The organism is Aeoliella fuhlenseeensis, from assembly GCF_052161615.1.
Taxonomy (GTDB): domain Bacteria; phylum Planctomycetota; class Planctomycetia; order Pirellulales; family Lacipirellulaceae; genus Aeoliella.
Genome location: NZ_CP197417.1, coordinates 2218732 through 2245682 on the forward strand (window position 1 = coordinate 2218732; position 26951 = coordinate 2245682).

At 59.9% G+C, this 26951-nt stretch carries 25 protein-coding genes; 12 read left to right on the forward strand and 13 right to left on the reverse strand.

Annotated elements, in window-relative coordinates; translation table 11 throughout:
* The first annotated feature begins 243 nt into the window (after window positions 1-243).
* The 3 genes from pyrF (at window position 244) to SH292x_RS08565 (ending at window position 2978) form a co-directional block, all read left to right on the forward strand.
* On the forward strand, window positions 244-1137 hold the full coding sequence (gene pyrF / locus SH292x_RS08555; RefSeq protein WP_442485178.1) for an orotidine-5'-phosphate decarboxylase: 894 nt from the start codon (window positions 244-246) through the stop codon (window positions 1135-1137).
* 7 nt (window positions 1138-1144) lie between these two features.
* The gene (locus tag SH292x_RS08560; protein WP_442485179.1) at window positions 1145-1573 is read left to right on the forward strand and encodes a GNAT family N-acetyltransferase; all 429 of its coding nucleotides are present in this window, start codon (window positions 1145-1147) and stop codon (window positions 1571-1573) included.
* 94 nt (window positions 1574-1667) lie between these two features.
* Entirely contained in the window at window positions 1668-2978 is a 1311-nt protein-coding gene (locus SH292x_RS08565) for a 3-keto-disaccharide hydrolase (RefSeq protein WP_442485180.1), read from the forward strand.
* 55 nt (window positions 2979-3033) lie between these two features.
* On the opposite strand, the gene SH292x_RS08570 is transcribed toward SH292x_RS08565, so the two are convergent.
* Entirely contained in the window at window positions 3034-3963 is a 930-nt protein-coding gene (locus SH292x_RS08570) for a cupin-like domain-containing protein (RefSeq protein ID WP_442485181.1), read from the reverse strand.
* 287 nt (window positions 3964-4250) lie between these two features.
* On the opposite strand from SH292x_RS08570, the gene SH292x_RS08575 reads away from it, so the two are divergent.
* Window positions 4251-5246 carry an NAD-dependent epimerase/dehydratase family protein gene (locus SH292x_RS08575; RefSeq protein WP_442485182.1) on the forward strand — a complete coding sequence of 332 codons (996 nt, stop codon included), beginning with the start codon at window positions 4251-4253 and terminating at the stop codon, window positions 5244-5246.
* A 36-nt stretch (window positions 5247-5282) separates the two neighbouring features.
* Window positions 5283-6206 (forward strand): bile acid:sodium symporter family protein, encoded by a 924-nt coding sequence (locus SH292x_RS08580; protein WP_442485183.1) that lies wholly within the window; start codon window positions 5283-5285, stop codon window positions 6204-6206.
* 66 nt (window positions 6207-6272) lie between these two features.
* Here SH292x_RS08580 and SH292x_RS08585 read toward each other — a convergent pair whose 3' ends face one another.
* Entirely contained in the window at window positions 6273-6728 is a 456-nt protein-coding gene (locus SH292x_RS08585; protein WP_442485184.1) for a ferritin-like domain-containing protein, read from the reverse strand.
* 394 nt (window positions 6729-7122) lie between these two features.
* On the opposite strand from SH292x_RS08585, the gene SH292x_RS08590 reads away from it, so the two are divergent.
* A complete protein-coding gene (locus SH292x_RS08590) occupies window positions 7123-8115 on the forward strand; it encodes a fasciclin domain-containing protein (RefSeq protein ID WP_442485185.1) in 993 nt (330 codons plus the stop codon).
* A 131-nt stretch (window positions 8116-8246) separates the two neighbouring features.
* On the forward strand, window positions 8247-9773 hold the full coding sequence (locus tag SH292x_RS08595) for a deoxyribodipyrimidine photolyase (RefSeq protein WP_442485186.1): 1527 nt from the start codon (window positions 8247-8249) through the stop codon (window positions 9771-9773).
* Window positions 9774-9776: 3 nt separating this feature from the next.
* On the opposite strand, the gene SH292x_RS08600 is transcribed toward SH292x_RS08595, so the two are convergent.
* Window positions 9777-10700: a sigma-70 family RNA polymerase sigma factor gene (locus SH292x_RS08600; RefSeq protein WP_442485187.1), complete on the reverse strand. Its 924-nt coding sequence runs from the start codon at window positions 10698-10700 to the stop codon at window positions 9777-9779.
* Window positions 10701-10951: 251 nt separating this feature from the next.
* On the opposite strand from SH292x_RS08600, the gene galK reads away from it, so the two are divergent.
* Window positions 10952-12136, forward strand: coding sequence for a galactokinase (gene galK, locus SH292x_RS08605; RefSeq protein ID WP_442485188.1), 1185 nt, complete (start codon window positions 10952-10954; stop codon window positions 12134-12136).
* Between the two features lie 139 nt (window positions 12137-12275).
* Window positions 12276-14201 carry a metallophosphoesterase gene (locus SH292x_RS08610; RefSeq protein ID WP_442485189.1) on the forward strand — a complete coding sequence of 642 codons (1926 nt, stop codon included), beginning with the start codon at window positions 12276-12278 and terminating at the stop codon, window positions 14199-14201.
* Between the two features lie 68 nt (window positions 14202-14269).
* Here SH292x_RS08610 and SH292x_RS08615 read toward each other — a convergent pair whose 3' ends face one another.
* Window positions 14270-14611: a hypothetical protein gene (locus SH292x_RS08615; RefSeq protein WP_442485190.1), complete on the reverse strand. Its 342-nt coding sequence runs from the start codon at window positions 14609-14611 to the stop codon at window positions 14270-14272.
* 380 nt (window positions 14612-14991) lie between these two features.
* Between SH292x_RS08615 and ilvD the strand changes: the two genes are divergently transcribed.
* The 3 genes from ilvD to SH292x_RS08630 all read left to right on the forward strand — a co-directional run bounded on the left by ilvD (window position 14992) and on the right by SH292x_RS08630 (window position 18522).
* Entirely contained in the window at window positions 14992-16677 is a 1686-nt protein-coding gene (ilvD, locus tag SH292x_RS08620) for a dihydroxy-acid dehydratase (RefSeq protein WP_442485191.1), read from the forward strand.
* Window positions 16678-16786: 109 nt separating this feature from the next.
* Window positions 16787-17470 carry a metal-dependent hydrolase gene (locus SH292x_RS08625; protein ID WP_442485192.1) on the forward strand — a complete coding sequence of 228 codons (684 nt, stop codon included), beginning with the start codon at window positions 16787-16789 and terminating at the stop codon, window positions 17468-17470.
* A gap of 161 nt (window positions 17471-17631) precedes the next feature.
* Complete coding sequence (locus tag SH292x_RS08630; protein ID WP_442485193.1) at window positions 17632-18522, forward strand: hypothetical protein; 891 nt, start codon at window positions 17632-17634, stop codon at window positions 18520-18522.
* 51 nt (window positions 18523-18573) lie between these two features.
* On the opposite strand, the gene SH292x_RS08635 is transcribed toward SH292x_RS08630, so the two are convergent.
* From SH292x_RS08635 to SH292x_RS08675, 9 genes are all read right to left on the reverse strand, one after another.
* Complete coding sequence (locus SH292x_RS08635) at window positions 18574-18888, reverse strand: Rieske (2Fe-2S) protein (RefSeq protein ID WP_442485194.1); 315 nt, start codon at window positions 18886-18888, stop codon at window positions 18574-18576.
* A 75-nt stretch (window positions 18889-18963) separates the two neighbouring features.
* Window positions 18964-19905 (reverse strand): class I SAM-dependent methyltransferase, encoded by a 942-nt coding sequence (locus tag SH292x_RS08640; RefSeq protein ID WP_442485195.1) that lies wholly within the window; start codon window positions 19903-19905, stop codon window positions 18964-18966.
* 103 nt (window positions 19906-20008) lie between these two features.
* Window positions 20009-21049: a zinc-dependent alcohol dehydrogenase family protein gene (locus tag SH292x_RS08645; protein ID WP_442485196.1), complete on the reverse strand. Its 1041-nt coding sequence runs from the start codon at window positions 21047-21049 to the stop codon at window positions 20009-20011.
* A gap of 8 nt (window positions 21050-21057) precedes the next feature.
* Window positions 21058-21267: a hypothetical protein gene (locus tag SH292x_RS08650; protein WP_442485197.1), complete on the reverse strand. Its 210-nt coding sequence runs from the start codon at window positions 21265-21267 to the stop codon at window positions 21058-21060.
* A complete protein-coding gene (locus SH292x_RS08655) occupies window positions 21248-21742 on the reverse strand; it encodes a PIN domain-containing protein (RefSeq protein WP_442485198.1) in 495 nt (164 codons plus the stop codon). The genes SH292x_RS08650 and SH292x_RS08655 overlap by 20 nt, the downstream gene beginning before the upstream one ends.
* Window positions 21743-22213: 471 nt before the next feature.
* Window positions 22214-23341 carry an NAD-dependent dihydropyrimidine dehydrogenase subunit PreA gene (preA, locus tag SH292x_RS08660; RefSeq protein WP_442485199.1) on the reverse strand — a complete coding sequence of 376 codons (1128 nt, stop codon included), beginning with the start codon at window positions 23339-23341 and terminating at the stop codon, window positions 22214-22216.
* Window positions 23342-23421: 80 nt separating this feature from the next.
* Window positions 23422-24768, reverse strand: a complete 1347-nt coding sequence (locus SH292x_RS08665) for an aspartate aminotransferase family protein (protein WP_442485200.1) — start codon at window positions 24766-24768, stop codon at window positions 23422-23424.
* A 95-nt stretch (window positions 24769-24863) separates the two neighbouring features.
* Window positions 24864-25220 carry a hypothetical protein gene (locus tag SH292x_RS08670; protein ID WP_442485201.1) on the reverse strand — a complete coding sequence of 119 codons (357 nt, stop codon included), beginning with the start codon at window positions 25218-25220 and terminating at the stop codon, window positions 24864-24866.
* A gap of 59 nt (window positions 25221-25279) precedes the next feature.
* Complete coding sequence (locus SH292x_RS08675; protein ID WP_442485202.1) at window positions 25280-26833, reverse strand: uracil-xanthine permease family protein; 1554 nt, start codon at window positions 26831-26833, stop codon at window positions 25280-25282.
* Between the last annotated feature and the right edge of the window lie 118 nt (window positions 26834-26951).

The following is a 26951-nucleotide window of genomic DNA, read 5'->3' on the forward strand; positions in this document are numbered from 1 at the left end:
CCTGCGCGCTGTGCTGTCGTATCTGTTTATTCCATAAATTCGAAAATCTATGACTGGAAACACGACACGAGGGGCTTTTAGAGGATTGGGCGAGCGTGGCCGGAAAACGTAGGATGTCGTCGATTTAGCAACAACGTTGCGTCGGCGCGAAAACGTCGCCCGGGTTGAATTTTCCGAAGCGAAGGTCGAAACTTCGGGGCCAGTACCCCTCGCCGAATCCGTGCATCCTGCCGAGCCCCGCCCATGCCGATGTTCTTTGACCGCCTTGCTTCTGCCGTCCAGCGCACGAAAACCCCTTTGGTCGTCGGGCTAGATCCCCGCTGGGAGTCGTTGCCAAGTGAGTTCCACGCCCAGGGCGGGAGCATTGCCAAACGAGCCAACGCTTACCTTCACTGGTCGTGCGGCATTCTCGACGTGATTGCGCCCTTGGTGCCGGCGGTGAAACCGCAGGTGGCCTTCTACGAGCAGCTCGGTTTCCAGGGGATGCATGCCCTCAACGAAATCGTCGGCTATGCGCGTCGGCGGGGGCTGCAGGTGATCGTCGACGGCAAGCGGGGCGATATCGGCTCGACCGCCGAAGGCTACGCCGACGCTTGGCTCGGCGAGAAGTCGCCGTGGCAGGGGGATGCCCTGACGGTGAGTCCCTACCTGGGGGACGACAGCTTGGAGCCGTTCGTGGCGACCGCCAAGGCACGTGACGCTGGGATCTTCGTACTGGTGAAGACCTCCAATCCTGGCGGGAAGTTTTTGCAAGATATCGAAGCCGGTGGTTCCACCATTTACGCGCGGATGGGCGACTTGGTTGAGAGGATTTCGAGCGAGTCGGCCGGCGAGCAGGGCTATGGGGTTGCCGGTGCCGTGGTAGGTGCGACCTACCCCGAGCAACTCGCCGAACTCCGCGCCCGGATGCCACACACGTGGTTCCTCGTGCCGGGCTATGGCAGCCAGGGAGGTACCGCGGCCGACGTGGCTCCGGCGTTTGATGCGAGGGGTTTGGGCGCGGTGGTAAACAGTTCGCGTGCCATTATCTTTGCCCACGCTCGCAAGGAGTTCGCAGGCCTTGATTGGCAGCAGGCAATTGAGCAGGCGACTCGCGAGGCAATCGCCGATCTAGGCTCGGTAGTCACTGTGGGCTAAGTACCAAATGAGCTTTCGGCAAATCCAACACGATTCGCCCGAGTACCAAGCGGAGCTCGCGCTCCGCCATCGTGTGCTCCGCGTGCCGCTGGGGCTCGATCTGTTCGTCGAGGACTTGTCAGCCGAACGCGATCAGTGGCACTACGGCTGGTATGTCGGTGATCAGCTCGCGGCGTGTGCGATTGCCATCGTGAAGTCACCAACCCACGCCAAGATTCGCCAGATGGCAGTCGGCCCTGAGTACCAAGGCCAGGGGCTGGGACGGAGGTTGCTGACAGCCGTCGAAGGGGACTTGCAGGAGCGTGGTATCGCGACCGTCGAGCTTGCCGCGCGGCTCGAAGCTCTTGGATTTTACGAGAAACTGGGCTACCACGCCGTTGGCGAGCAGTTCGTCGAAGTGGGGATCCCGCACCAAGAGATGCGGAAAACTCTGTAGGTTGCGGCTCTTCACTTGATGACCCGCGACGTTGCCTGGGCTAAACTCGTAGCTCTCCCCTGCCCTTTCAGTTTCGATTTCAGGCGATTCCATCATGACTCAAGCTTGGCATATTCCTCTTCTAACTGTTCTGGCCTTCATCGCCGGCTCCATCGCGTGTGCCGCCGAACTGCCCGAGGGCTTTGAGCCATTGTTCAATGGCACCGACCTCGCTGGCTGGCACGGCGAAGCGACGATGGACCCCGTGGCGCTTGCCGCGATGGATCCTGCCGAGCGCGAGAAGAAACTCGCCGAGTGGAACGCTGACGCCCGCGAGCATTGGTCGGTCGAGAGTGGCGAACTCGTGAACGATGGTCACGGCGTGTTCCTCACCACCGACAAGCCCTATGGCGACATGGAGCTAGTGCTGGAGTACAAGACGGTCGCTCGCGCCGACAGTGGCGTTTACTTGCGAGGCACACCCCAAGTGCAGATCTGGGATTTCACCGAGCCCGAGAAGTTCAAGCTTGGTGCCGATCAAGGGAGCGGGGCGCTGTGGAATAATACCGAAGGTGCCCGGGGCAAGTATCCGTTCGTGCTCGCCGATCGCCCGTTTGGCGAGTGGAACAAGCTTCGCATCCGCCAAGTGGGCGCGCGAACCACGGTGTGGCTGAACGACCAACTGGTCGTCGACAACGCCACGATGGAGAACTTCTGGGACCGCGCGGCACCGCTAGTACGCAGCGCGCCCATTCAGTTACAGACGCACGGCGGAGAGATCCGTTGGCGCAATCTGGGCGTCCGTGAGATCGCGGCGAGCGAAGCCAACGAATTGCTGAGTGGTTACCAATCCCAAGCCTTCGAGCCGCTGTTCAACGGCAAAGACCTCACTGGCTGGCACGGAGCCACGGACAGCTACGAAGTGGTCGACGGCGCCATTCGCTGCAAGGATGGGCATGGCGGGCTGTTACTCGCCGATCCCGAACTTAAGAACTTCGTTGCTCGCGTCGAGTTCCGTTTGCCCCCCGGTGGTAACAACGGTTTGGCGATACGGTCGCCCGGCACTGGCGACACCGCCTACGAAGGGATGTGCGAGCTGCAGGTTCTCGATACCGATCACCCGAAGTACGCCAGCATCGACCCCCGTCAGACGCACGGCTCGGCTTACGGCATCGCGGCCGCACGGCAGGGTTACCTTCGCCCCACGGGCGAGTGGAATTTCCAAGAGGTGACCGTCAATGGCAGTCGCGTGAAGGTCGAACTAAACGGCAGCGTGATCCTCGACGCCGACCTCGCCGAGGCCAAGGAATTCATGGCCGACTCGCCCCACCCCGGCATCAACCGCATGAGCGGCTACTTCGGTTTCGCCGGACACAGCGACCCGGTAGAGTTCCGAAACGTGTCGATCAAACGGCTAGCGGACTAGCAGTTGCCCACTGCAGAGATTCGCGTGGGCCGGGTCGTCCCCGACCACCCATTGTTTAGTAGTTCGCCACGCGTGGCATTTCGATCCCCGCTTGAACCGGTGACGAGGCTTGGCCTCGCAGTCGGCGTAGCAGCCGTTTCGTACGCAATAGCGCCCGCAGCTTGGCGATGTGCGCGGGGAGCGCGATGGACCACAGCGGCACGTGGGCGAATTCCTTCGCAACACGCATCATGCCAGCGCCTGCCGTCACGTTTTCGGTCAGCTTGTCGACCGCCGGCTTGCCGTGGCCTGCGTAGGTCTGGAGCGTTTTCTTGGCTCCCTTAGGCAGCCACGGATCCATGCGAGACTTGAGCCACATCATCTCCGCCTCGCGCGTGGCAGTGGCCGAGGGAACCGCGTGGACCTTCGGCATCAACACCCAGTTGACGTTGATATTCATCACGCCGAGCGACTCGACGTAGTGGTACCAGTAACGCGGTAGGAATAACATCTCCCCTTCTTCGACTTCGAAGGTGAAGAGCCGTTTGCCCTTCAGGCTCGGCCGCTTGGTCGCGACGGTGTGCGAGAATGGCGTGCAGGCGAACGGAGTTTCGGGGGCGACGATGGTCCACCGCTTTTTGCCCTTGAGCTGCAAGTTGAACACGTGCAGCGAGTGTCCATCGTAATGCCAGGGGGTGATGTGTCCCTGGGGGTTGAACCAAATGCGGACGCAGTTCTCACGGAGGAACGCGGCCTCAGGGTCCATCAGTTCGTCGACCACGGCGGGGGTGGTGCAGATTTGGTCGAGCAATTCGCGCCGGACGTCGTACCACAGCAGCCGTTGCGACGCCGTGGCGTCTTCGTTAATCCGCGCGTTGAGCCGATCGCATACCTCGTCCACCGTCGCGGGAATCTGCACCGCACCGGTCAACACCACCGGCTGCTCGGCGTGGTAGAACTCGCTGACGAACTGATCGACTTGTGTGGCTTCGAGACGGGAAATCATGGCGAGGCCCGCGGTAAAAACCGGTGTTTGTGAAACTTTGCCGGTCAGGCAAACTGTTTCATAGTTCGACGGATGCGGCTACCGCGCAACCGTTCCGCACGGATTAGCGATTCGTAGAGTTTCCGTTCCAAATGCATTGCGAACGAGTGAATGCGGCGGCCGATATTCGCTGCAGATCGCGCGCTGACGCATGTTAGATCGGCAAGGCTCGGCGGCCGCCTTTGCCCCGAAATGTACCTTTCCCCAACTTTCCCACCTACGTCAGATCACCTGAAAGGAACCATGCCATGGCAGGCAAGCGAATGCTCGTAACGGGAGCCAGCGGTATGGTGGGGCGACACGTCGTGCGGCGTGCGGTGAAGGACGGGTATCAGATTCGCGCAGCCGTTCAGCCGGGTAGCGACACCTCACCCCTTGAGGGTTTCGGGTGCGAGATCGTCGAGTGCGACCTCACCAACGCGCCGACCGTCCCGCCGCTGGTGACCGATATGGACATCGTGGTCCACACGGCGGGTAAAGTCGGTGACTGGGGTGCCTTTGAAGAGTACAAGGCCATCAATCAAGACGCCGTCGAGACCTTACTCGCTGCGGTGCAGAAGCGGGGCGGGCCGCTGGATCGTTTTGTTCACATCAGCTCACTCGGCGTGTACCGCTGGGGCGACCACTACGGCGAGGACGAGACGGTGCCCCCCGACTTCGTGGGCTACGACGGCTACACCACCACCAAGGCCCAGTCCGAGCTCATCTGCAAGAAGTACTACGAACAACATGACCTGCCGATTGTCGTCATCCGGCCCGGGTTCATGTACGGCGACGGCGATCGCCACGTCTTGCCACGCGTGATCGAGACCTTGCGCAACGGCAGAATGATGATGATTGGCGATGGCAGGAAGGTCCTCGACAACCTGTACGTCGGCAATTTAGCCGACGCGATCATGCTCGCCATTGAAAACCCCGTCGCCGTGGGGCAGACTTACAACATCCGCGACGAGCGGCTGGTCGATCGCAACGAGTACATCGGATCGGTGTGCGAAGCACTTGGCACCAAAATGCCGCCTCGCATTCCCTATTGGTTGGCGAAGCGGGCGATCAAGCCGCTGGCGGTCGTCGCCAAGGCGATTGGCAAAACGACTCCGCCAATCGTCACTAAGCCTCGATTCAAGTTCATGGCCTTAAACCTGGAATACTCGATTGACAAAGCAAAGCGCGAGCTCGGCTACATCGGTCGCGTTGATTTCCAGCAGGGCCTTCCGATCGCCCTAAAGCCGTACGTCGCGCGTTAACCGCGCGCTGCCGAACCTCTAGACTACCGACTCGCCATGCAAGCGTTCTACGACTTCTACCGCGAGTACGCCCAGTGGTTTTACAGTTCGCAGTTGCTGCTGGCCATGTTCGGGATGGGGGCGACCAGCACCGTTCAACAATTCCGCGATGTGTTTCGCCGCCCCGGTGTGATCGCCATGGTGCTGGCGCTACAGTTCCTGGTGCTGCCTGGTCTCGCGGTAGCGTTCTCGTGGTCCACCCGCCTGGAGCCAACGGTCGCCGCTGGATTGGTCCTGATGATGTCGCTGCCTAGCGGCGCGCTGACGAACGTCGTCACGTTCATCGGCCGAGGCAACGTGCCACTCTCCATCACGTCCACCTGTGCCTCGACGGCCATATGCCTATTCGCCACGCCGATGGTCATCGAAATCTTCGGCGCTCGCGAATTCCCTGACGACTTTCAGATGCCAATTTGGGAGACCATACAGAGCATTTTGCTGCTGTTGCTGCTGCCGCTCGTCGCGGGAATGACCATAGGCCACTACTGGCCGAGCGCCCGACAGGTGCTCGGTAAAGTGGCACTGTGGGGCAGCATCATTGCGCTCGCGGGCGTGTGGGTCGGGGCGCTCGGCGGTGGGCAGATCGAGGTCCTTCAGTACGGCTTCCGAACCCCGGCAATCTTGGCTATCTGGGTCTTGGGCACCTTCTACCTCACTTTTGCGCTGATGTCCGTCCTACGATTCAATAAGGCGAATGCCTTTACTCTTGCCATCGAGTGCTCGATGCGAAACGGCAACCTAGGACTTGCGCTTTTGATTCCGCTGTTCGGCGAGCTCACTCCCGAGAACACCCTGCACCAAGGTGCACTCTACACGTGCCTGTTCTCAGGAGGAGCGATGCTAGTTGTCGGATTGATCACAGTGACTCGCCGTCACGTTCGCTTTACGATGCAGCGCCGGGCGGGTCTCGATCAGATCTAGGTTACAAGAAGTAAGAACCCTCAGGGCTGCAATTGTTGGAGCCGTGAGAATTCGATGTCTTGAAAGCTAACTCTTGGCGTATTCCTTCAAGAAGCCCTTGAACAGCGTGAGGTGCTCTTCCTCATCTGCCAGAATGCGAATGCAAAGATCCTGCGTTACATAGTCTTCGCCATCGGCCGTCTTGATCACTTTCTTATAGTGTTCGCAAGCCGATTCTTCGGCGTCGATCACCGACTTAATCACCGCCACCACGTCGGTCGTGTCGGCGGGAGGCTGAATCTGCGAGCCAATCTTCACGTTCTTCGAGCCTGGCAGTAGCCCACCGAGTTGTTTAATGCGGTTGCCCAGCATCGTGGCGTGGCCCAGTTCTTCGGTGATATCTGCCGACAAAGATTTCTTGATCTCTTCCGCTCGCACGCCATCCAGGTTGACGCTATTTGCCAGGTAGTTCATCACTGTTTCCAGCTCCATGCAGTAAGCGGTGGTTAACAGCGAAACGATCTCTTGCTTATTTTCGGCCATGGTCGTGCGTCCTATTCTCGGCGAAGTATATGGAAAAGTGGTGAGTGCCAATTCAATGGAAAACGCACTCTCAACGCACTAGGTGCGTCTCACCCCATTTTAGGGGTACGGCACCTGCCGACAATCGTCCCTTTCGGCAGTTCCCGGCGAATCGGGCTTGTCGAGAACGGGTCGCATTTAGCCCCACCGGGTGCCATATCGGCTTCCTTCAGGAGAGGTTTTTTTCTCTCCGTTCAGTTGTCGTCTTGAAGCAGTGGCCCTACAGAGATAGTGGCGTCGCGAACGACTCTGACGACGCCCGCTGTCCGGCCGGACGCACTTGCTTCGAAGTATGCAAGGTCGCAACTCGCACACTCTTTTTTGTTTTTCCAACCGTACTCAAGGAGTTCCGGTGATGACTCGCGTATTTACTTCCCTGTTTCGGGCGACACTTTGCTTTGGTGTCGTCTCCATCGCTGCCACGACAACTCGTGCAGCTGACATTGTCGACACCGCTGTTGGTGCTGGCCAATTCAACACCCTGGTCGCCGCGGTCAAGGCTGCCGAGCTTGTGGACACGCTGAAGGGCGAAGGCCCTTTCACCGTCTTTGCACCAACCGACGAAGCGTTTGCTGCCATTCCGAAGAAAGACCTCGAAGCCCTGCTCAAGCCAGGTGCGAAGGACAAGCTCACCGGCATTCTGCTGTACCACGTAGTGCCGGGCAAAGTAACTGCCGAGCAGGTCGTGAAGCTCAACGGTGCTACCACCGCCCAAGGTCAGCGAGTTGATATTGCTGTGGCTGACGACATGGTAATGGTCGACAAGGCCACCGTCGTGAAGACCGACATCGTCTGCGACAACGGCGTGATCCACGTGATTGACGCGGTGATCTTGCCCGAATCCCGCACGCTTCCCGAAGTAGCGACCGCGGCCAAGTCGTTTGGGACGCTGCTGGCTGCTGCCAAGGCGGCCGGTATGGTCGAGGCCCTGTCGGGCGAAGAGCCGCTGACCGTTTTTGCTCCCACCGACGAGGCTTTTGCCAAATTGCCCGCAGGCACGGTAGCGAATTTGCTCAAGCCTGAGAACAAGGACCAACTCAAGGCGATCTTGGCTTACCACGTGGTGCCGGGCCGCGTTTACAGCACCGACGCCGTGGAAGCTGGCACCGCAAAGACTCTTCAAGGCGGTTCGGTGAACATCGTGGTCGATGGCGACGCCGCCATGGTCAACGACGCCAACCTGCTGAAGACGGACATTGATGCTTCGAATGGCGTGATCCACGTCATTGACAAGGTTCTGCTTCCGAAGGATTCGGGCCAGTCGTCGACCAAGCCTGCCTCGGACATTCAGCATGTTTCGGCTCCCGCCACGACCTGCCCGTCCGCAGCACGTGTTTCGCATCGCTAATTGATCCCGCGACCTCCGATTGCAGGCCGGTTGGGCGTTTGATTCGTCAAACGCTCACCGGCCTGCTCGTTTGGTGTCGCGTCGTGTACGCTTAGCAAAATCTACTTACCCGCCCCCCCTTTTCCATCGCTATGGCCAGTTATCCCGAGTCGGCTTTCGACAATGCTGCAGTGCCGGGCATTCGAGTCCGACCGCTCAATGATCATGCGGTTTGCGAATCGGGCGACTTCGTTCTCTACTGGATGATCGCCTTTCGCCGGACGCACTGGAACTTTGCGTTACAGCGCGCGGTGGAGTGGGCCAGCGAATTGCGCAAGCCGTTGGTGGTCCTCGAAGCCCTGCGGTGCGATTACAAGTGGGCTAGCGATCGCCTGCACGCCTTCGTGATTCAAGGGATGGCTGATAATCAGCAGGCTCTCGCGGACAGATCTGCGTTCTATTACCCGTACCTCGAACGATCGCCGGGCGATGGCAGTGGCCTGCTGGAAGCCCTCGCGAAGCGAGCAGCGGTTGTCGTGGCAGACGACTTCCCGGCGTTCTTCCTCCCCCGCATGCTTGGCGTAGCAGCACGTAAAGTCGACGTACGGCTCGAGGCAGTCGACTCGAACGGTCTGTATCCGATGCGCGCGACAGACAAAGTGTTCGCCCGAGCGTTCGACTTCCGGCGGCATCTGCAAAAAGACTTGCCGACTCATTTGGAACACTTTCCGCAGCCCGACCCGCTAGAGGGCCACAAGCTGCCGAAGCTCGCGGAGCTTCCCGCGGAGATCACCCATCGCTGGCCCGCCGCCGACGTAGCTGCACTTGCAAAGGACTTCTCGCAGCTTTCCGAGTTTCCCATCGATCACGACGTTAAGGTAGTTCCGTCGCTCCCAGGAGGGGAAGAAGCGGCGGGACGCTGCCTGGACGAGTTCCTGAAATCGAGATTGGCACGCTACGGCGAAGAGCGTGGCGATCCCGACTCCGACGCCGCCAGTGGTTTTTCGCCCTACCTGCACTTCGGACACCTCTCCGCGCATCAGGTGTTTGCCGAAGTCGCAAAGCAACTCAAATGGTCCCCGGCGAAACTGTCGCGTAAAGTGAATGGCAGCCGTGAGGGGTGGTGGGGCGTTGATTCGTCGACCGAATCGTTTCTCGACGAACTCATTACCTGGCGTGAGGTGGGCTACAACATGTGCTCGCACCGGGGCGACTACGCGCGATACAGCGCGCTCCCCGAATGGGCGCAGAAATCGCTATCCGAGCACGCCGCTGACGAGCGGGAACACCTTTACACGCTCGAGGAATTCGAGCATGCAAACACTCACGACGAGATCTGGAACGCTGCACAAAGGCAGCTCGTCGTCGAAGGCCGCATCCACAATTACCTGCGAATGCTGTGGGGAAAGAAAATCCTCGAATGGTCCGCCACCCCCGAGCAGGCGCTTCGGGTGATGATCGAGCTCAACAATAAGTACGCCCTTGATGGCCGCAATCCGAATAGTTACAGCGGTATCTTCTGGGTGTTGGGGCGTTACGACCGAGCGTGGGGGCCCGAACGGCCCATCTATGGCAAGATCCGCTACATGAGCAGCGACAACACCGCCAGGAAAATCAAGCTGAGGAACTATCTGGATCGCTATTCGGCGAAGCGCGCCGGCCAGCGGGAGTTGTTCTAGTGCTCAGCAGTACGCTTCGAGCATCGCCATCTCATCGCGGTCGCGCAGCTTCTCCAGCGCTCGGTTTGCAAGCTGACGAACACGCTCCTTGGAGATGCCCATTCGCTGTCCCAGGTGGCTGAACGAATTCTTGGACTCGTCGTCATCAAAGCCAAACCGTGCGCGGATGATTTGTTGCTCTCGCTCGTCTAGCACTTCCATCATCGAGCTCAACACGCGACTAAGTGCCTCCCAGCGAGCTTCTGCTCGGCCTGGGTGTTCCACCTCGACATCTGGGACGCTGTCGAGCACGTCCGACGTGACGGCAGCGAACCGAAGTGAGTCACGACGGCCATTGGCGACCATGCGGTGCAGTTCTCTTCGTACTGCACAAGTGGCGTACGTGCTAAACCGATAGCCACGCTGGCAGTCGAACTTCTCCACAGCCCGGACTAGCAACGACAAACCCGAACTCAGCAAATCATCGAAGGGATTCCGGGCGTCGGCAAACTTGCGAGCAATCGACATGACCAGCCGCGTGTTGGCCTTCAGCAGGTAGTTTCGCAGTCGATCAGATCGAAGCAGGTAGTCTTCTGCTTCGTCGAGTTTGGCCTTGGAGGGCCGTGTGGGATGTATTGTTGCGAGAACGGCTGCCGCGTGAAACTTGCAGTAGTTGAGGCGGAAGAAAAACTCCTGCTCTTCCTCCATCGACAGCAGCGGCGTCGAACAGAGTCGGCGTAAGTGCGGCGGCAGACCCTGGCCTCCGCCGGAATCGTCATCCTCGTCCCCGCGCTCGATACGGACCACAAGTTCGATTTCCGAGGTAGCCGGGGCATCCTGGAAACGCCTGTTCGCGATGAAGGCGATTCGACGTGCCTTGAGCTGCTCTAAACGGTCTTTGGGGCTTGGCGACGTCAAGCTCGGTGGCTGATTGGTTAAGTGGGCCATGGTCATCCTCCGGTCAAAAATCGTTCAAAACGTTCATCTGCCTAAATCCTATCGTACGGACATGCTGCCGGCAAGCCCCAAATCGTTCAAAACGTCCAAATCGCTCACTGCCGCCAGCTCGGGTCGAACGGGGCCAATAATCGAGCTTTTGGCCCCGTTTTGAGGTCCGCGCCTAGAGGACGGCCCCGCTAGCGTGTAGATTAGGCTCCCCTCTCTTCCCCCAATTCCCCTCACGCGATTGAGATTCGACGATGCTCCCGGCGATCCCCTTGGAAGAAATGGTTTCCCAGGCCAAGGCAACCTACCTCCAGCGATATGGCGTGGCCCCGCAGTGGGTCGTCATGGCCCCGGGCCGGGTGAACCTGATCGGCGAGCACACCGACTACAACGATGGCTTCGTCATGCCGATGGCCATCGAGCGATACGTCGTGATGGCGGCCGGCCGGGCCGAGGGCGAGGGGGACTCGCTCCGCGTGTTCAGCGACGCAATGGACGGCGAATGCACCATTCCGGTTGGCGAGCCCGTGGCCGACGACTTGCCGCAGTGGGGCGTGTACGTCCGCGGTGTACTGGAGGAGATGAAAGCCGCAGGTTTTTCCTGCGGACCGCTTCAAGCGGTGATTCGCGCGAACGTGCCGCTCGGTGGTGGCCTATCGAGCAGCGCGGCCCTCGAAGTGGCGACCGCGACAATGGTCGAAGCGGCAACCGGGCGATCCTTGAGTAAGCCGGAGAAAGCCAAGCTTACGCAGCGAGCCGAGAACATTCACGTTGGCATGCCGTGCGGCATTATGGATCAATTCAGTTCGGCGGCTTGCGAACTCGATCACTTGATGCAACTCGATTGTCGGACGCTTGCGACGAAACAAGTACCGTTTTCAAATCCGAACATCACGGTGCTCATCATCAACTCGAACGTCAAGCGCGAGCTCGCGTCGAGCGCCTACCCGATTCGCCGGGGCCAGTGCGAAGTGGCGGCGAAGCAGCTCGGCGTAACCGCGCTTCGCGACGCGACAATGGTGATGCTGAACAAGATGGAAAGCCAGATCGAGGAAGTGGTCTATCGCCGCGCTCGCCACGTGATTGGCGAGAACGCCCGCGTGCAGGAAATGGCCGCCGCCCTCGAAGCCAACAACTGGGCGCAAGCGGGCGAACTGATGTACGCCAGCCACGATTCGCTCCGCGACGATTACGAAGTTAGCTGCGACGAGCTCAATTTGCTGGTCGACACGGCACACCAAATCGGGACCGGTGGCGGCGTTATTGGCTCGCGGCTCACCGGGGCTGGCTTTGGCGGTTGCACGGTGACGCTCGTCGAAACCGACGCCGTCGAAGACGTGGCTCGCCGCATCGGCCAGACCTACCAGTCGACGCTGAACATCGAGCCAACGCTGTTCACGACGCGTCCGGCAGCGGGCGCGCACATCATCGAGGGCTAGCGCACGAGGAGGGGCACGTGCAGCAAACCGCCGCATCTTTAGGCCGTTTTGCGGACCGCTCTTCATACGTTCTTAGCCATCGCGGGCCGGAATAAGTTACAATTGGCGAGACCAACTTCCCGCCGATTGGAGACCTGCCATGCGCTTGTTCTGTGCGCTTCTGTTCGCCTCGTCATTTGCGTTCTTGAGTTCCGTGACTCAGGCTCATCCCGGCCACGATCACGACGATGATCAGCCGGCAACGAAAGCATCACTCGCTCTGCCACCGGCCGTGGTACTGCCGGAACTCGAAGGACCGAAGCCCTGGTCCGACAAGCCGGTGCTCAACGATCCGCAACGTTTTCAGATTGCGATCATGACCGACCATACTGGTGGCCACCGCCCCGGTGTTTGGATGGACGCCGTGCGAAAGATCAACTTGTTGCGACCCGAGTTCGTGATGTCGGTGGGCGACTTGATCGAAGGGTACTCGGAAGATCGCGAGAAGGTTGAAGCCCAGTGGAAAGAGTTCCTCGGTTTCATCGATCAGATGGAGATGCGATTCTTCTTCGTCGCCGGCAATCACGATGTCACCAATCCGCTAATGCATAAGATCTGGCGGGAGCACTTTGGCGTCGAATGGTATTCGTTCGACTACAAGGACGTGCACTTCGTTTGTTTGCAGAGCGAAGATCCGCACGATTGCCTTGGTGAAGAGCAGATCGAATGGGTGAAGCAAGACTTAGCGAAGCACAGCGATGCACGCTGGACGCTCGTGTTCCTCCACAAACCACTATGGACGACCGCCGAGCGCAATCTGGCAGCAGGTAATCCCGATAGCACCAATTGGAAACGCGTCGAGGCGATGCTGGTCGATCGCCCCCACACGGTGTTCGCGGGCCACGTCCATCACTACGTGCAGTACCAACGCAACAACCAACAGTACTACTCCCTGGCGACGACCGGTGGTGGCTCGCAGATGCGCGGCAACGAGTATGGCGAGTTCGACCACATCACATGGCTCACGATGGAACCCGATGGCCCGCATGTCGCGAACATTCGACTCGATGGCATTCTCGCTCCGGATGTGGTCACGGAAGAAGGAATCAAGCGGTTTAATGAATTTCTGTCCGGCACCGGTGTTGAGGTCGCGCCGATTTTGATCGAAGGAGACGAATCCGAAGCATTTTCCAGCGGCGAGATCACGGTTCGCCTCCGTAATCGCTTCAAGGAGCCCGTCGCCATGGCCGGCGAGATCGTCGGCATGCCCCTGCGTGGATTGACGGTCGACCCCATGCAGATCGAACTCACGGCCGAACCGGGCAAGGTTGCCGAGCGGCGGATTCGCGTGGAGTTCACCAAGCCCGTCGAGTTCGCGACGCTCGCCCGCTCGGTGTTCAACGTCAAGCTTCGCTCGACAGGGGACGACCCGCTCCGCGCCGAACTTACGGTGCCAGTGGTTATCGATCGGCGTTTTTCGCTACCTGTGCTGGCGGAGATGCCTGAGATTGATGGCGAGATCGACGAGTGGCCCACCGAGCGAACCAACGCCATGCCAGCGAAGCCACTGCTGTTGGGTAACTTGCAAGGTTGGCAGGGCGCCGGCGATGGCTCGGCCGAATTCTTCGCGCGGCAGGTGGGGAACCGAGCTTATGTGGCAGCGCGGATCACCGACGACAGCGTGATGCCGGGCGACCAGATCGAACTGCTGATCGATCCACGCGGCGTGAGCGAGCGAACTCGCGACCAGCAGTACCGCCAGACGGGCCTTCGCATCATGGCCACCGCACCCGACGCCTCCGGCAATACCACGGTCACGGCTAAGCGACTAAAGAACGGTAACGAGTACAAGAACGTGCAAGCGGCGGCCAGACGCACCGACAAAGGCTACGATGTCGAGTTCGCCATACCGCTAAGGTTGGTTCGCGAGATTCAAGGACGCGACTGGCACAGCCTGCAAGGGACCGTGGTGCTGCACGACGTGGACGAACAAGACGGCCGGCCCACGCAAGTCGTATGGCGTGGTACCCAGCGTCTCCGCCAAACCAACACCGGCTTCGGCCACTTTGTGCGCGACGAGAAGTAGAACTAGCAGTCCCCTCTCCCAGACCCTCACCCGGGTCGGGGAGAGGCGACATCGAATTGGATTTCCCCCTAACCCACTTTCTTGAGCTCTAGATACTTGTTGCGTGCGAGCGCCAAGTACCACGGCGCCGTAAGCGCCCGCCAACCCTTGAGCCGGCAACCACATTCGAACGCAACGGTCTCACCCTCCTTGAGATTCAGCATCCGAAGCGGACTGGTGCACTTGCCGACGCGCACTTCCAGGCTGTGCGACCCCGGTGGGATGTCGAATTCGAGAGTCTCGCCCGAGTTGAGCGTGCCTAGCGAGCGTCCATCGAGTTGAACATGGTAGTCGCGTGAGCGATCCAACCAATGGGAGCGGCGCGCGATGCGGAGCTTAGCCGATGCGGTGTTGGGATTGGGTTCGGGCATATTAGCGTGCGCGGTTGCGGGTGAGCGTTTCAGAACCTCCCTCTGCATACGCGACCGAGCTAACTTCCGCAATATTCCCTCCGAGTCCTCCGTGCTCTCTATGGTTTTTCCGGCGTTTTGCGAAGTCTGGACGAGGAGTTGCTCTTCAACTCCCAAATTCCCCACCGTAGAAAGCGAGGCTTCGCTTTGATCTAATACGGTTTTCCTCTCCTGGTAAGCTCGGGGCGTAGAAAACAGCCGAACCCTTGGAAGTCACAGCGGTCCCTAGTTCGACGAGCGAGGCGGGACGTTTTCAGCACGTCCTACCACCACGGCCCTGACGGGCCCCGCTCGCTTGACTTCGAATAACACTTACTCACCTTCACACGTACTCTCGAATCATGCTCAACAAGTACTCTAGCCACATCACGCAGCCCAAAAGCCAAGGGGCCAGTCAGGCCATGTTGTATGGGACCGGCATGTCCGAGGACGACATGCAGCGGGCCCAGGTAGGTATCGCCAGCGTGTGGTACGAGGGCAACACCTGCAACATGCACCTGCTGAAACTCGCCGAGCGAGTGAAGGAAGGCGTGGTAGCGGCCGGGCTCGTGGGGATGCGGTTCAACACCATTGGTGTCTCCGACGGCATCTCGATGGGCACAGATGGCATGAGCTACTCGTTGCAGAGTCGCGACCTGATCGCCGACAGCATCGAGACGGTGATGGGGGCCCAGTGGTACGATGGCTTGGTGACGCTGCCGGGTTGCGACAAGAACATGCCCGGTTGCTTGATGGCGATGGGGCGCCTGAATCGTCCGAGCTTGATGGTCTACGGCGGCACAATCAAACCCGGCCATCGCAAGGCGGCGACCGAAGCCGAGTCGAAGCTGGACATCGTCTCGGCATTCCAGTGCTACGGCCAATTCCTCGCCGGCACCATCACTGAGGATGAGCGGAAGGAAATCGTTCGCAAGAGTTGTCCCGGTGCTGGCGCATGCGGTGGCATGTACACCGCGAACACGATGGCGAGCGCCATCGAAGCGATGGGCATGACCCTCCCCTACTCTTCTACGATTCCGGCTGAAGACCCCGCTAAGCTACAAGAGTGCTTCGACGCCGGCCAGGCGATGCTCAACCTACTTGAGAAAGACATCAAGGCTCGCGACATCATGACCCGTGCCGCGTTCGAGAACGCGATGAACCTGATCATGGCGGTCGGCGGTTCGACCAACGCGGTGCTGCATTTGATCGCGATGGCCCGCGCGGTCGACGTGGAACTCACCATCGACGACTTCCAGCGGGCGAGCGACCGCGTGCCCCTGCTGGCGGACCTGAAGCCCTCGGGCAAGTTCGTGCAGGAAGAACTTCACGACGTCGGTGGCACTCCCGCAGTACTCAAGCTGCTGATGGAGCATGGCCTGATCGATGGCAGTTGCCTCACCGTCACCGGCAAAACGATGGCCGAGAACCTAGCCGACCTGCCGGGCCTGAAGAAGGGCCAGCAAGTGGTGCAGCCATTCGACAAGCCGCTGAAAGCGACGGGGCACATTCGCATTATGCGTGGCAACTTCTGCCCCGATGGCGCGGTGGCGAAGATCACCGGCAAGGAAGGCCTTGTGTTCAAGGGCACGGCGAACTGCTTCGATAGCGAAGAGGACATGCTGCACGCCCTTGAGGCCAAGAAGATTAACAAGGGCGACGTTGTGATCATTCGCTACGAAGGTCCGCAAGGTGGGCCCGGGATGCCCGAGATGCTCACCCCCACTAGTGCCATCATGGGCGCGGGGCTCGGCAAGGACGTGGCACTGATTACCGATGGCCGGTTCAGTGGCGGCTCGCACGGCTTTATCGTCGGCCATGTGACCCCCGAAGCACAGGTCGGTGGCCCGATCGCGCTGGTCGAGACCGGCGACATGATCACGGTCGACGCCGAGGCGAACTTGATCACTGTAGATGTGAGCGATGAAATCTTCGCCAAGCGCCGCGCCGCCTGGCAGGCCCCGCCCTACAAGGCGACTCGCGGCACGCTCTACAAGTACATCAAGAACGTGAAGAGTGCCAGTGAAGGCTGCGTCACCGACGAGTAGTTGAATAGTCCCCTCTCCCCGACCCGGTGAGGGTCTGGGAGAGGGGACGTAATCCATGGAACAACTCGCCATCACAACGCCCGTCATAGCTACACCCTAGGAACACCGCATGAAGATCACCTGGTACGGACACAACTGCTGGCTCATCGAAACGGGAGGTAAGAGATTCCTGCTCGACCCGTTTCTCAACGAATCGCCAACGGCTCCGGTCAAGGCCATCGATGTCGAGGCCGACTACATCCTGGTGTCGCATGCTCACTTCGATCACTTGTCGGATGCCGTGAGTATCGCCAAGCGCACCGGTGCCACGGTGCTTTCGAACTTCGAGATCTGTAACTGGTTGGTGAATCAAGGTGTCGAAGCCGATAAGACCATCGGCATGAACCTCGGCGGCGGGTACGACTTGCCCGAGGCACGAATTGAGTACACGATCGCCCACCACAGTTCGAGCTTTCCCGATGGTTCTTACGCCGGCAACCCGGGTGGGTTCGTGATTGGTGCCGAGGACAAACGCGTCTATTTCGCCTGCGACACCGCGGCGTTTCTCGAAATGCGGCTGATTGGCACAGGCGGGCTTGAGCTTGCCGTAGTGCCGATCGGCGACCAGTTTACGATGGGCCCTGCCGCGAGCCTCGAAGCGATAAAACTGCTGGGTGCCGAACGCGTGCTTCCCTGTCACTACAACACTTGGCCCCCCATCGCCCAGGACGCCAATGCCTGGGCCGAAAGCGTTCGCCGGCATACGAATTCGAAGCCCGTGGTGCTTGAGCCGGGCGAGTCGCTGGAGGTTTAAGCTTGTCTCACGCAGAGACGCGGAGACCGCAGAGAGATGAATGCGCTGAGAAGTGTGGTACAATGTCGCCGGAAAGATCAGGGCACGCGACGACATCGTTCCTCTGCTGTCTCCGCGCCTCTGCGTGACATTTCGAAACTGAACGTGAAGATAGATACTCCATGAAATCACTCTCGATACTTGCTCTCGCAGTGTGCACTTGCACGACGGCCCTCTCCCAAGAGGCCGCGAAGTGGAAGTTCGAGGCGGGGCAGGAACTGCGTTACCAAGTTTCGCAGCAGACAGAGTTTCAATCGAACGCGGGCGAAGCCGGCACGTTCTCGAGCGTCGCGGAACAGAAGCTCGATGTCCGCTGGCGAGTCGACTCGGTCGATGCCGACGGCACGATGACCGGCGTGCAGCAGGTCGAGCGATTTCAAGTGACCATTCGCCAGCCTTCGGGACTAGAGCTCACCTACGACTCGGAATCGACTGAGGCCCCCGAAGGTCTCGCCGCGATGCTGACGCCGATGTTCGAGACGCTGCTAGCCACCGAGGTGCCCATCACGATTACCGCCTCGGGCGAAGTGACCATCCCCGAACTACCGGAGACTGTCCGTAAACGCCTCGCCGGTATCCCTGCGACGCGGGCGATGAGCGAACTAGTCACCGAGTCGGGCATCCGCCGGTTGGCGGAACAAATTGCCCTGCCTGTTGGCAGTGACGCGAATCGCGTGGTGACGGTCGACAACCGAGTTTTGGGATTGATGCAGGGCACGCTCGCTTGGAAGCCCGCCAAAACAGAGGGCGACATCCAGCAATTCGAACCGGCCCTGACCTTGGAGCTCCAAAAGAGCGACACAGCTCCCGAAGATCCCTACGTCCCCGTTAAGCCGATGGAAGATGCGAAGATCACCGCGCAATCGACCGAGGGATCCGCGAAGTTCAACACCGCCGAGGGACGACTCGTCGAGTCGAATCTGTCGCTCGACTTAGTGCTCACGGGCGAGCTCATGGGAAGCAACGTCGAATGCCACGTGAAGCAAACGATCGAAGTCAAAGAGCAGGAGTAAGGTAACGATCCCTCTCCCCAACCCGGGTGAGGGTCTGGGAGAGGGGACTTTCTAATCCGGCAACCGCACCTGAATCTCCTCTCCTTCGACGCGTACCTCGTACGTGTCGACCTTCAGCCGCGGATTGTCGCACCACGTGCCGTCGCACACGCTGAATCGCCACGCGTGCCAGGGGCAGGTCACCGCACCCTCCTCATCGAGATAACCCGCGCCGAGCGACGCCCCCTGGTGCGGGCAGAGGTCGTCGATCACGTAGTACTTGCCCTGATGCAAGAACAGCGCCAGCAGCTTATCGCCTACGGTGACCGTGGTGCCAGAACCCTCGGCGAGGGAGCCTACTTTAGCGATAGTTTGAAAATCGGACATGGCGTTGAGAGTCCCCTCTCCCCGACCCGCGCTGAGGGTCTGGGAGAGGGGACTTTCTATTGGTGAAGCAAGTACTTAGCGGGGTTTCTCAAGCGTGATCGTGTAGTAACCGTGTGCCTCGTAGCCCACGGTGTAAGGCATCAACAATCCGCACACCGCATTTTCGATCGCCAGCTTCGGCATCGCGCGGCGGATCAATTGCACGGCCAGCGACATCTTAAAGAAGCGGCGGGCGAGTCGATAGAGCCGCGCGAGGTCTCGCGAAGTTTCCGCCGAGCGATCGACGCAGCGGGCAACGCGAAAACCAACCTCCGTCGCCATTTGCTTCCACACTTCGAGCTCGGCAAACGCATCGACCGCGGCCGTTTTCTCCACCAACAGCGCGGCTTCACAAAGTTCGGGCGTCACCAAGTCGAGCGACTGCTTGCGGAAACAGTCGATTACCAGCATCTGTCCTCCCGGTCTCAGCAGCCGATACGCTTCGGCGACCGCGGCACGTTGATCGCCGCATTGGCAAAGCGTTTCGATAGCAAGTAGCGCGTCGCAGGATCCGGACGGAATGTCGAGCTGCTGATAGTTGGCTTCGACGAACTCGATGTTCGCCATGCCGCGGGCTTCGCGGCGAGCGGTGGCCGTGTGATGGGGCGAGAGATCAACGCCGGTGAAACGGCGCTGGGGCATCTCTTTCGCGAGAGTTCGCACGTTATAGCCCATGCCCGAGCCGAACTCGACGACGTTTTCGGCATCGACGTCCTCAATCACTTCGGCGAACAACTCCACATGCCGGCGATGCCCCACGTCGCCGTCTGGAGTATCAGCCGTGCTGAGACCAATGTGGAGCGCCCCTTCGCCCGAGTGAAACATCCGATACGCCCGCTCGCTCTGCCGATAGTACTCGACGACATTGGTCGATTCGATTCGGCGAGCGGTGATCTCGTTAGCGTCGAACACCTTGCGCACCAGCGCGAGCGCGTCGGCGAGTGGCTGATCGGGAATGTTAGCGACGGCGGGGATCACGATACTTTACGAGTGGGAGTTCAAATTGAAGTACCCTCTCCCCGACCCGGTGAGGGTCTGGGAGAGGGTACGGTGACATCGTTCGCGTTCTTGGGAATCCGGCCTACAATGAAATCACCGCCACGCCAACTTCGCCGAAACTATTTAGCGACTCTAGCGCCTGCGGGGCTTCCGCGAGCGTCAGCGTTCGCGTGACCAGTTTACCAGCCGGCACCCGGCCCGTAACCACCAGGTCCAGCAGCGCCGGATAATCGCGGGCCGCCAGACCGTGGCTGCCGGCGATGATGAGTTCGTTCGCAATCACCGGTCCCATGGGCAGGGGCGGATTGGCTTGATCGCCGGCCAAGAGTCCGACTTGCACATGACGTCCGCGCTTGCGGAGCGAGAGGATCGAATTGGTAGCCGTTACTCGGCTACCCAGCGCGTCGAGCGACACATCAGCACCGCGCCCCGTGAGCTCGCGTACGGCCGCAGGAACATCGGGCGTTTGGCTCGCATCAATCGTATGAACCGCGCCGAGCGAACGCGCGAGCTCCAGCGGCGCCTCGCGAATGTCGATAGCAATGGGTTTCGCCCCAAGCGCCGCCGCAATCGAAACCGCCGCCAGACCGACGCCGCCACAGCCGTGCACGGCGACCCAGTCGCCGGGCCGCATTTGACCCTGAGCGGTCACCGCGCGGTACGCCGTCGCCATCCGGCAGCCAAGACTCGCGGCGGTGGCGAAGTCGAGCGCCTCGGGCAGGCGAACCAAATTCGCATCGGCGTAGCGAATCGCCACGCGCTCGGCGAACGACCCCCACGCCGTGAACCCCGGCTGGAACTGATGGTCGCACACCTGAGGGTTGCCACTCGCGCACTCCGGACACCGCCCGCACCCGGCGACGAATGGCATGGTCACGCGGTCGCCAACGTTCCAGTGTCTCACGTCGCGACCCACTTCGACGACGACACCGGCAAACTCATGCCCCGGTACGTGCGGCAGGGTCTTGATATCCGAGTCGTGCCCCTGCCATCCATGCCAATCGCTCCGGCAAAGCCCGGTCGCGCGAACATCGATCACCGCGCCATCCACCGGACACTCGGGCTCGGGGACATCGGCGAGGGTGATGGAGCCGCGGAATTGGTGGAAAGTGACGGCTTGCATGGTCCTGGCTAACGACCACCAATTGGCGAGGAAGGAGGCTGGATGGCCGGCTTCACAGGCGTGCCGAATGTTTGTGGCGGCTGGCTCTTTATGATACGACGCCCAGACTGCTGCTGCCGCTTCTGCACTGCGGCAACTAAGGCTTCGAGCGTACCCCCAGCTTCATCGAGAAGTTGTCGACGAGTGTCGTGGAGTTGGTTAAGAATGGGGTTGGTCATCGTTCTCGGCTCCGAGAAATTCCGCCGGGGTGCAAATCAAAAGCTGCCCACAACCTTGCTCGTCCAGAATCTCGTAGATGCCGGGCAACTCGATCGCGTTGGCAATGTGGCGACAATTGAGTGTCAAAAGGTATTTTACTCCACCGAGTGCGGCTGCGGCTACGTGGAGAGCGTCCGCGGCTGCTTTTTCTGGCATGGTGTGGGCTGCTATCAATAAGCGAGCGAGCGACTGAACGTCGGCATTGATGTCGACCAACGGAAGCCCTTCGAGCAACCGAAGTCGCTCACCGGCCGCTGCGGGATCACCACCCGCTGCTTCGTCTAGCGTGAGCTGAGAAGTGACCAACTCAAACGCATGGCGCTCATCCGCCCACCAATCCCGCGCCTGTTGCTGGAGTCCGGCAATAGTTATATCGCGGCTGGGCCAAGCGGTGGCGAAGCTGACAATCGACGTTTCGATGTATAAAAGATCCATGCGCAGAATATACCACAACAATCTCACGCTTGCAGTGTCGCATAGATTTCCCGGTGGCCGAATTCTTGCGAGCTTAGTGCCAATCGTAACCGCACTTTAGGCATTGTTTCGCCTTTGGAGTGCGGACGAGGTGTTGGCATTGTGAGCACCGGACGATCTCATCGGGATGTAGCGTGAGTAGCCGCTTCAGAACATCTTCCAGAAAATTTTCTCGGCCTTTAGCGAACAGCGCGGCCACCTCGGGATCGCGAAGCAAAGCCAGCTTGTTCCTGTCTAGAAATGAATCGCCCTTCGACTTAATGTCGTATATGAGGGCCATATTCGCACGTAGTTCGACTTCCGTCAGCAAGTGACGGTAGCTTTGGACCACATAATACTTGGGGTCTTCCATCGTCTTAGAGGAGACTCTACGTGTAAGTAGCCACGGCGCGGGTGCAACGTTGTGGCGTCAGCAAACTCAAAATCGCGAACTCACCCTCGCGCCAGCGCGTCCGACTGATCCACAAAGTCCTCCCCGTCCCAGTCTGCGTCTTTCTTGATCATCTTTTTGGTATGCTCGGCCTTCTTGGCCGCGCGGGCGTCGGCTTGGCGTTTCACCAAATCCGAGTGCGTCGTGAAGTACTGGAGCGAGTGGCCTTTGAATTCTTCGATGGTTTCGAACTTGTGGTGCTCCATGAAGGCGAGTAGTTCTTCTTGCATCGAGTGGACGCAGCGGTAACCCATCTTCATCACGCCGGTGCAGACTTGCACGGTGTCGCAGCCTAGGAGCAGGAACTGCGCGGCGTCTTTGCCGGTTTCGATGCCGCCGATGCCCGACAGCGTCCGGCCGGGGAACTCGTTCTTGATCACCGTGGCGACTTCCATGCACATCCGCAGGGCGATGGGCATTACCGCCTGGCAGCTATAGCCACCCGGCGTGGTGTAGCCTTCGACCGTCGGCTCGGGCCTCAGCGTTTCGAGATCCACGCCAATCACGCTGCGAATGGTGTTGATCGCCGCGATGCCTTGGCAACCCGCGCGGAGACTCGCCCTTGTGGGGTCTTCGATGTGCGTGACGTTGGGCGTCATCTTCGCCCACACGGGCCGCGTCGCCACCTTCATCACCCAGCTACAGACTTCGGTAAGGATGTCGGGGTTTTCGCCCATCGCGGCACCCATGCGGCGCTCGGGCAGGCCATGCGGGCAGCTCATGTTGAGCTCAAACGCATCGACGCCCGCCTCTTCGCACCGCCCAATGATCTCGTGCCAGGCGTCCTCGTTGAACTCTTCCATAACCGACGCGATCAGCACGCGATCGGGGTATTTGTCCTTAATCTCTTTGAACTCGTCGATCCAAGTATCGAACGAGCGGTCGCTAATGAGCTCGATGTTCTCCCAGCCATAAATCTCCCCCGTGTCGCGACTACGCAGCCGGCCATAGCGAGGCTGGACGTTGATCACCTTCTCGGCGTCGAGACTCACCGTCTTGCAAATCACAGCACCCCAGCCTTCGTCAAACGCCTTGCCGATGACGTTGGCGTTGGTGCCGGGAGGTCCCGAACCGATGACGAACGGATTGGGAAGCTTCAGGCCGTCGACGATTGTTTCAAGCGTGGGCATAGTCGTACAACGGAATTTATTCCGTTATTCTTAAGAGTGGTATCGCCAATTCGCTGGGCAGTAACGGAATAAATTCCGTTCTACGAGCTTAGCACCTCATCCAGCATAGTCACCAGATAGCCCGCGTCGTCTTTCGTGATGCACATCGGGGGTTTGATGCGGAGCGTGTTGCCGAAGAGGCCCCCTTTGCCAATCAGCACGCCGCGGTGCTTCATTGCTTCGAGCACGTCGGCGGCCAGCGTCGTGGCGGGTTCGCGGGTGTTGCGGTCGGTCACCAGTTCGACGCCGAGCATGAGCCCCATGCCGCGGACTTCGCCGATGGCCTGATGCTTGTCCTGAAGTTCTAGCAGTCGATCCATGAGGTACGCGCCGACTTCCAGCGAGTTCTGCTGCAGGCCATCCTCGTCTATAACCTCGAGCGTCGCGAGGCCTTGCGTCATGCTAATGGGATTGCCGCCGTAGGTGTTGAAGTGGACGCGGCGGGTCATGACCTGCGAGATTTCTTCGGTGGTAGTGAACGCACCGAGCGGGGCGCCGTTGCCGATGCCCTTGGCCATGCTGATGGCGTCGGGCACCACGCCCCAGTTCTGGTGCGACCAGTAGTGCTTGCCCGTGCGGCCAAAGCCACCCTGCACTTCGTCGGCGATGCAGATGCCGCCGTACTTGCGGACGATGTCGTACACGATCTGAAAGTACTCGGGTGGAGGAACGACCGTGCCACCGACTCCTTGGATCGGTTCGCCAATGAAGCACGCCACGACGCCGGGCGTCTGGTACTTGATGACGTTCTCGATGTCGTGCGCGCACTTGACGCCGCACGAGGGGTACTCGAGCCCGAACGGGCAGCGATAGCAGTAGCCTGCGTGCGTGTGATGAATGCCGATGGCCTGGTTCGAGGGGAACTTCCAAGTGCCATGAGCGGTGAGCCCCATCGCCGTGCTGGTGCCGCCGTGGTAGGAGTTTCGGAGGGCAATCACGTCGGTGTTGCCCGTGAATTCGCGGGCTGAGAGGATGGCGATCTCGTTCGCTTCGCTCCCCGAGTTGGTGAAGTAAGTCCGCGACAATCCCTCGGGCATCTTCGAGGCGAGCTTCTCGGCGAACTGCCCAATCGTCGGATGTAAGTAGATGGTTGTGGTGTGCTGCAACTTACCGGTCTGCTCGCGGACCTTCTCGACCACCTTGGGATGGCAATGCCCGACGCTCACGGTAACGATGCCAGCGAACGCATCGAGATACCGCTTGCCGGTCTCATCCCACACGTACTGCATGTGCCCTTCGACCACCATCAGCGGATCGCGATAGTAGTTGATCACCCCCGGCGAGACGTACTGCTTACGCAGCGCGATCACTTCGTCCCGCGACGGACCGGTATAGGGTTGGGGCGTGTGGTTGATGATGGGAAGTTCGTGATTGTTGGCAGTCGGCATCGGAGGAGATCACTCGTAGGCGGGATCAGTGAATTTACAGAAGGAACCAAGTTAAGGTAGTGAACCACAGTGGCACAGAGTACGCGGAGAGTGCCCTAGTAGCGAGTGCCACAGTCGATCGCGTCGAACTCCGCAAGTAATGCGTTTCGTATTTTGTCACATGCTACTTCGTCACATTCCCGACGGCACCCAAACGCAAGCTCGATGGCGTCCGGGGCATCCTCAAAGGTGATCGCGAGTTGTTGGTAGATATCCTCGTAGTCACAGCTCCGATCCGAAGTATGCGTGATATTCAGGGTGGAAGCACAGTGTTCGACCGCAAAATCCCAGTGCAGTCCTTTTCGCGACTCCACGACGTCCGACGAAATTGCTTTTAGGAGCTTTGTCAGCCATCCAGTGTCATTTACGTCGAAGGGCTTCTTCAGCAGGATCGTGCAGTACAAGCCACTCATTATGCCCTCCTCGGTGCCCTCTGTGGCTCCGTGGTTCATTACACGTTTATGCTATCTTGTCACTCCACATCCACATCATCCCCTTCCGGCACCAGAATACTCGGCCCTTCGGTGAGCCCGCGTTCTTCTTGCGTCCCGGGAATGATGTTGTCGAGCAGTAAACCGAGTATAGCGGCGACCGCCATGCCTGTCTTTCCGATGGCCAGTACCATGTTGCGGATCGATTCAGGCAGCCAAGCGATATCCTGCTTGCCGGTACTAAAGTCGCTGAAGTAGAACGAAACGCTTAGCCCCATGAAGATCGCGAAGCCTCCCACGAACAAGTTGCGGTCGCTATTCAGGTCGGCCTTGGCGAACTGCCGCACGCCCACCGCGGCGATCAGTCCAAACATGGTGCAGTAGAGCCCGCCGACGATTGGTTGCGGAATCGCGGCGGCGAGCGCCCCGAACTTGCCGAACAAGCCCAATAGCACCAGGATCACGGCGCCGATCTGCACCACGTAACGGCTTGCCACTTTCGTAAGTCCGACTAGGCCGATGTTCTCGGAGTAGCTCGTACTACTGAACCCGCCAAGCACGCCGGTGATCGCGCACGCCACGCCTTCGAAGCCAATGCCTCGCGAGATCTCGGCCGGCGTGGGGTCGCCCGCGCCGGCGATGTTCTTACACGCGTGGTAGTCGCCGAACGATTCAATCATCGACGCCAAGTAACCCGCCATCACGGCGATGGTCGCGCTCAGCGCGAACTGAGGCATGCCCCACGGAAGGAGGAGATTTGTGGTGCGAACCCATTCGGCGCGATCGAACGCCGAGGTATCGACGTAACCCGGAACGCCCCGCGTGTAAACGCCAGCCCACGACAAGAGCGTGCACACCGCGACCATCGTTACGATGGCCGAGAGCATTGGGAACAAGCGAAAGAGGGTTATGTGCCGTGAGAGCACCAGCGCGAAGAGGCTAATGAGCACGATCGTCGCGATGCTGATCGGCCAATTGCTGGCGGCGTTCGGTGCGCCGATCTGATACAGGGCTAGCCCAATCAGCATGATCACAGGGCCCACCACCACGGGCGACAAGAAACGTCGCAGGTAGCCCATCAGGCCACTGAAGCCGACGGCGATCTCGAAGATCGCTCCAAGCACAATCGCCCCCGCGATCGACTGCATGCCCGCCGCGCCGGCCGTTTCCCATGACGCGATCAAGGGTTCGAGGGTGGCCTGGCTCACGTCGCCCGCCTGCACGGCGCTCCAATCGATGGGGTGCGAAAGGTGCGACGCCGCGACGATTGATCCGAACGCCGCGAGGAATGAGAACGACACCCCCTGAATGATCGGCAGCCGCGAGCCGAACGTCGACTGCAGGAACGTCGCGATGCCGCTGCACAGCATCACGCTCGAGATCAACAGCGCGGTGTTGGTGAGTTGAAGCTTCGTAAGCTCGGCGAAGACCTCTTCCGGAAGACCTTCGGGAATCGGCCACAAGAGCGGGCCAAACATCAGAGGCACGACGATCGTCGAGCCGAACATGGTGAGCACGTGCTGCAGGGCCAGGACCACCGCCCGTGGAAAGGGAGGTTTATCGTCGAGGCCGTAAATCATGGAACTAGCGGGCATGGCGGGGGTGGTAGGCTCTGGGGGCCAATCGGAATGTCAACATGCCCGCTGCTGATAACCGCTGTACCAAACAGCCAAGGCCTCCACCTGAACGCGGTTGCCATGATACACTAAAGAC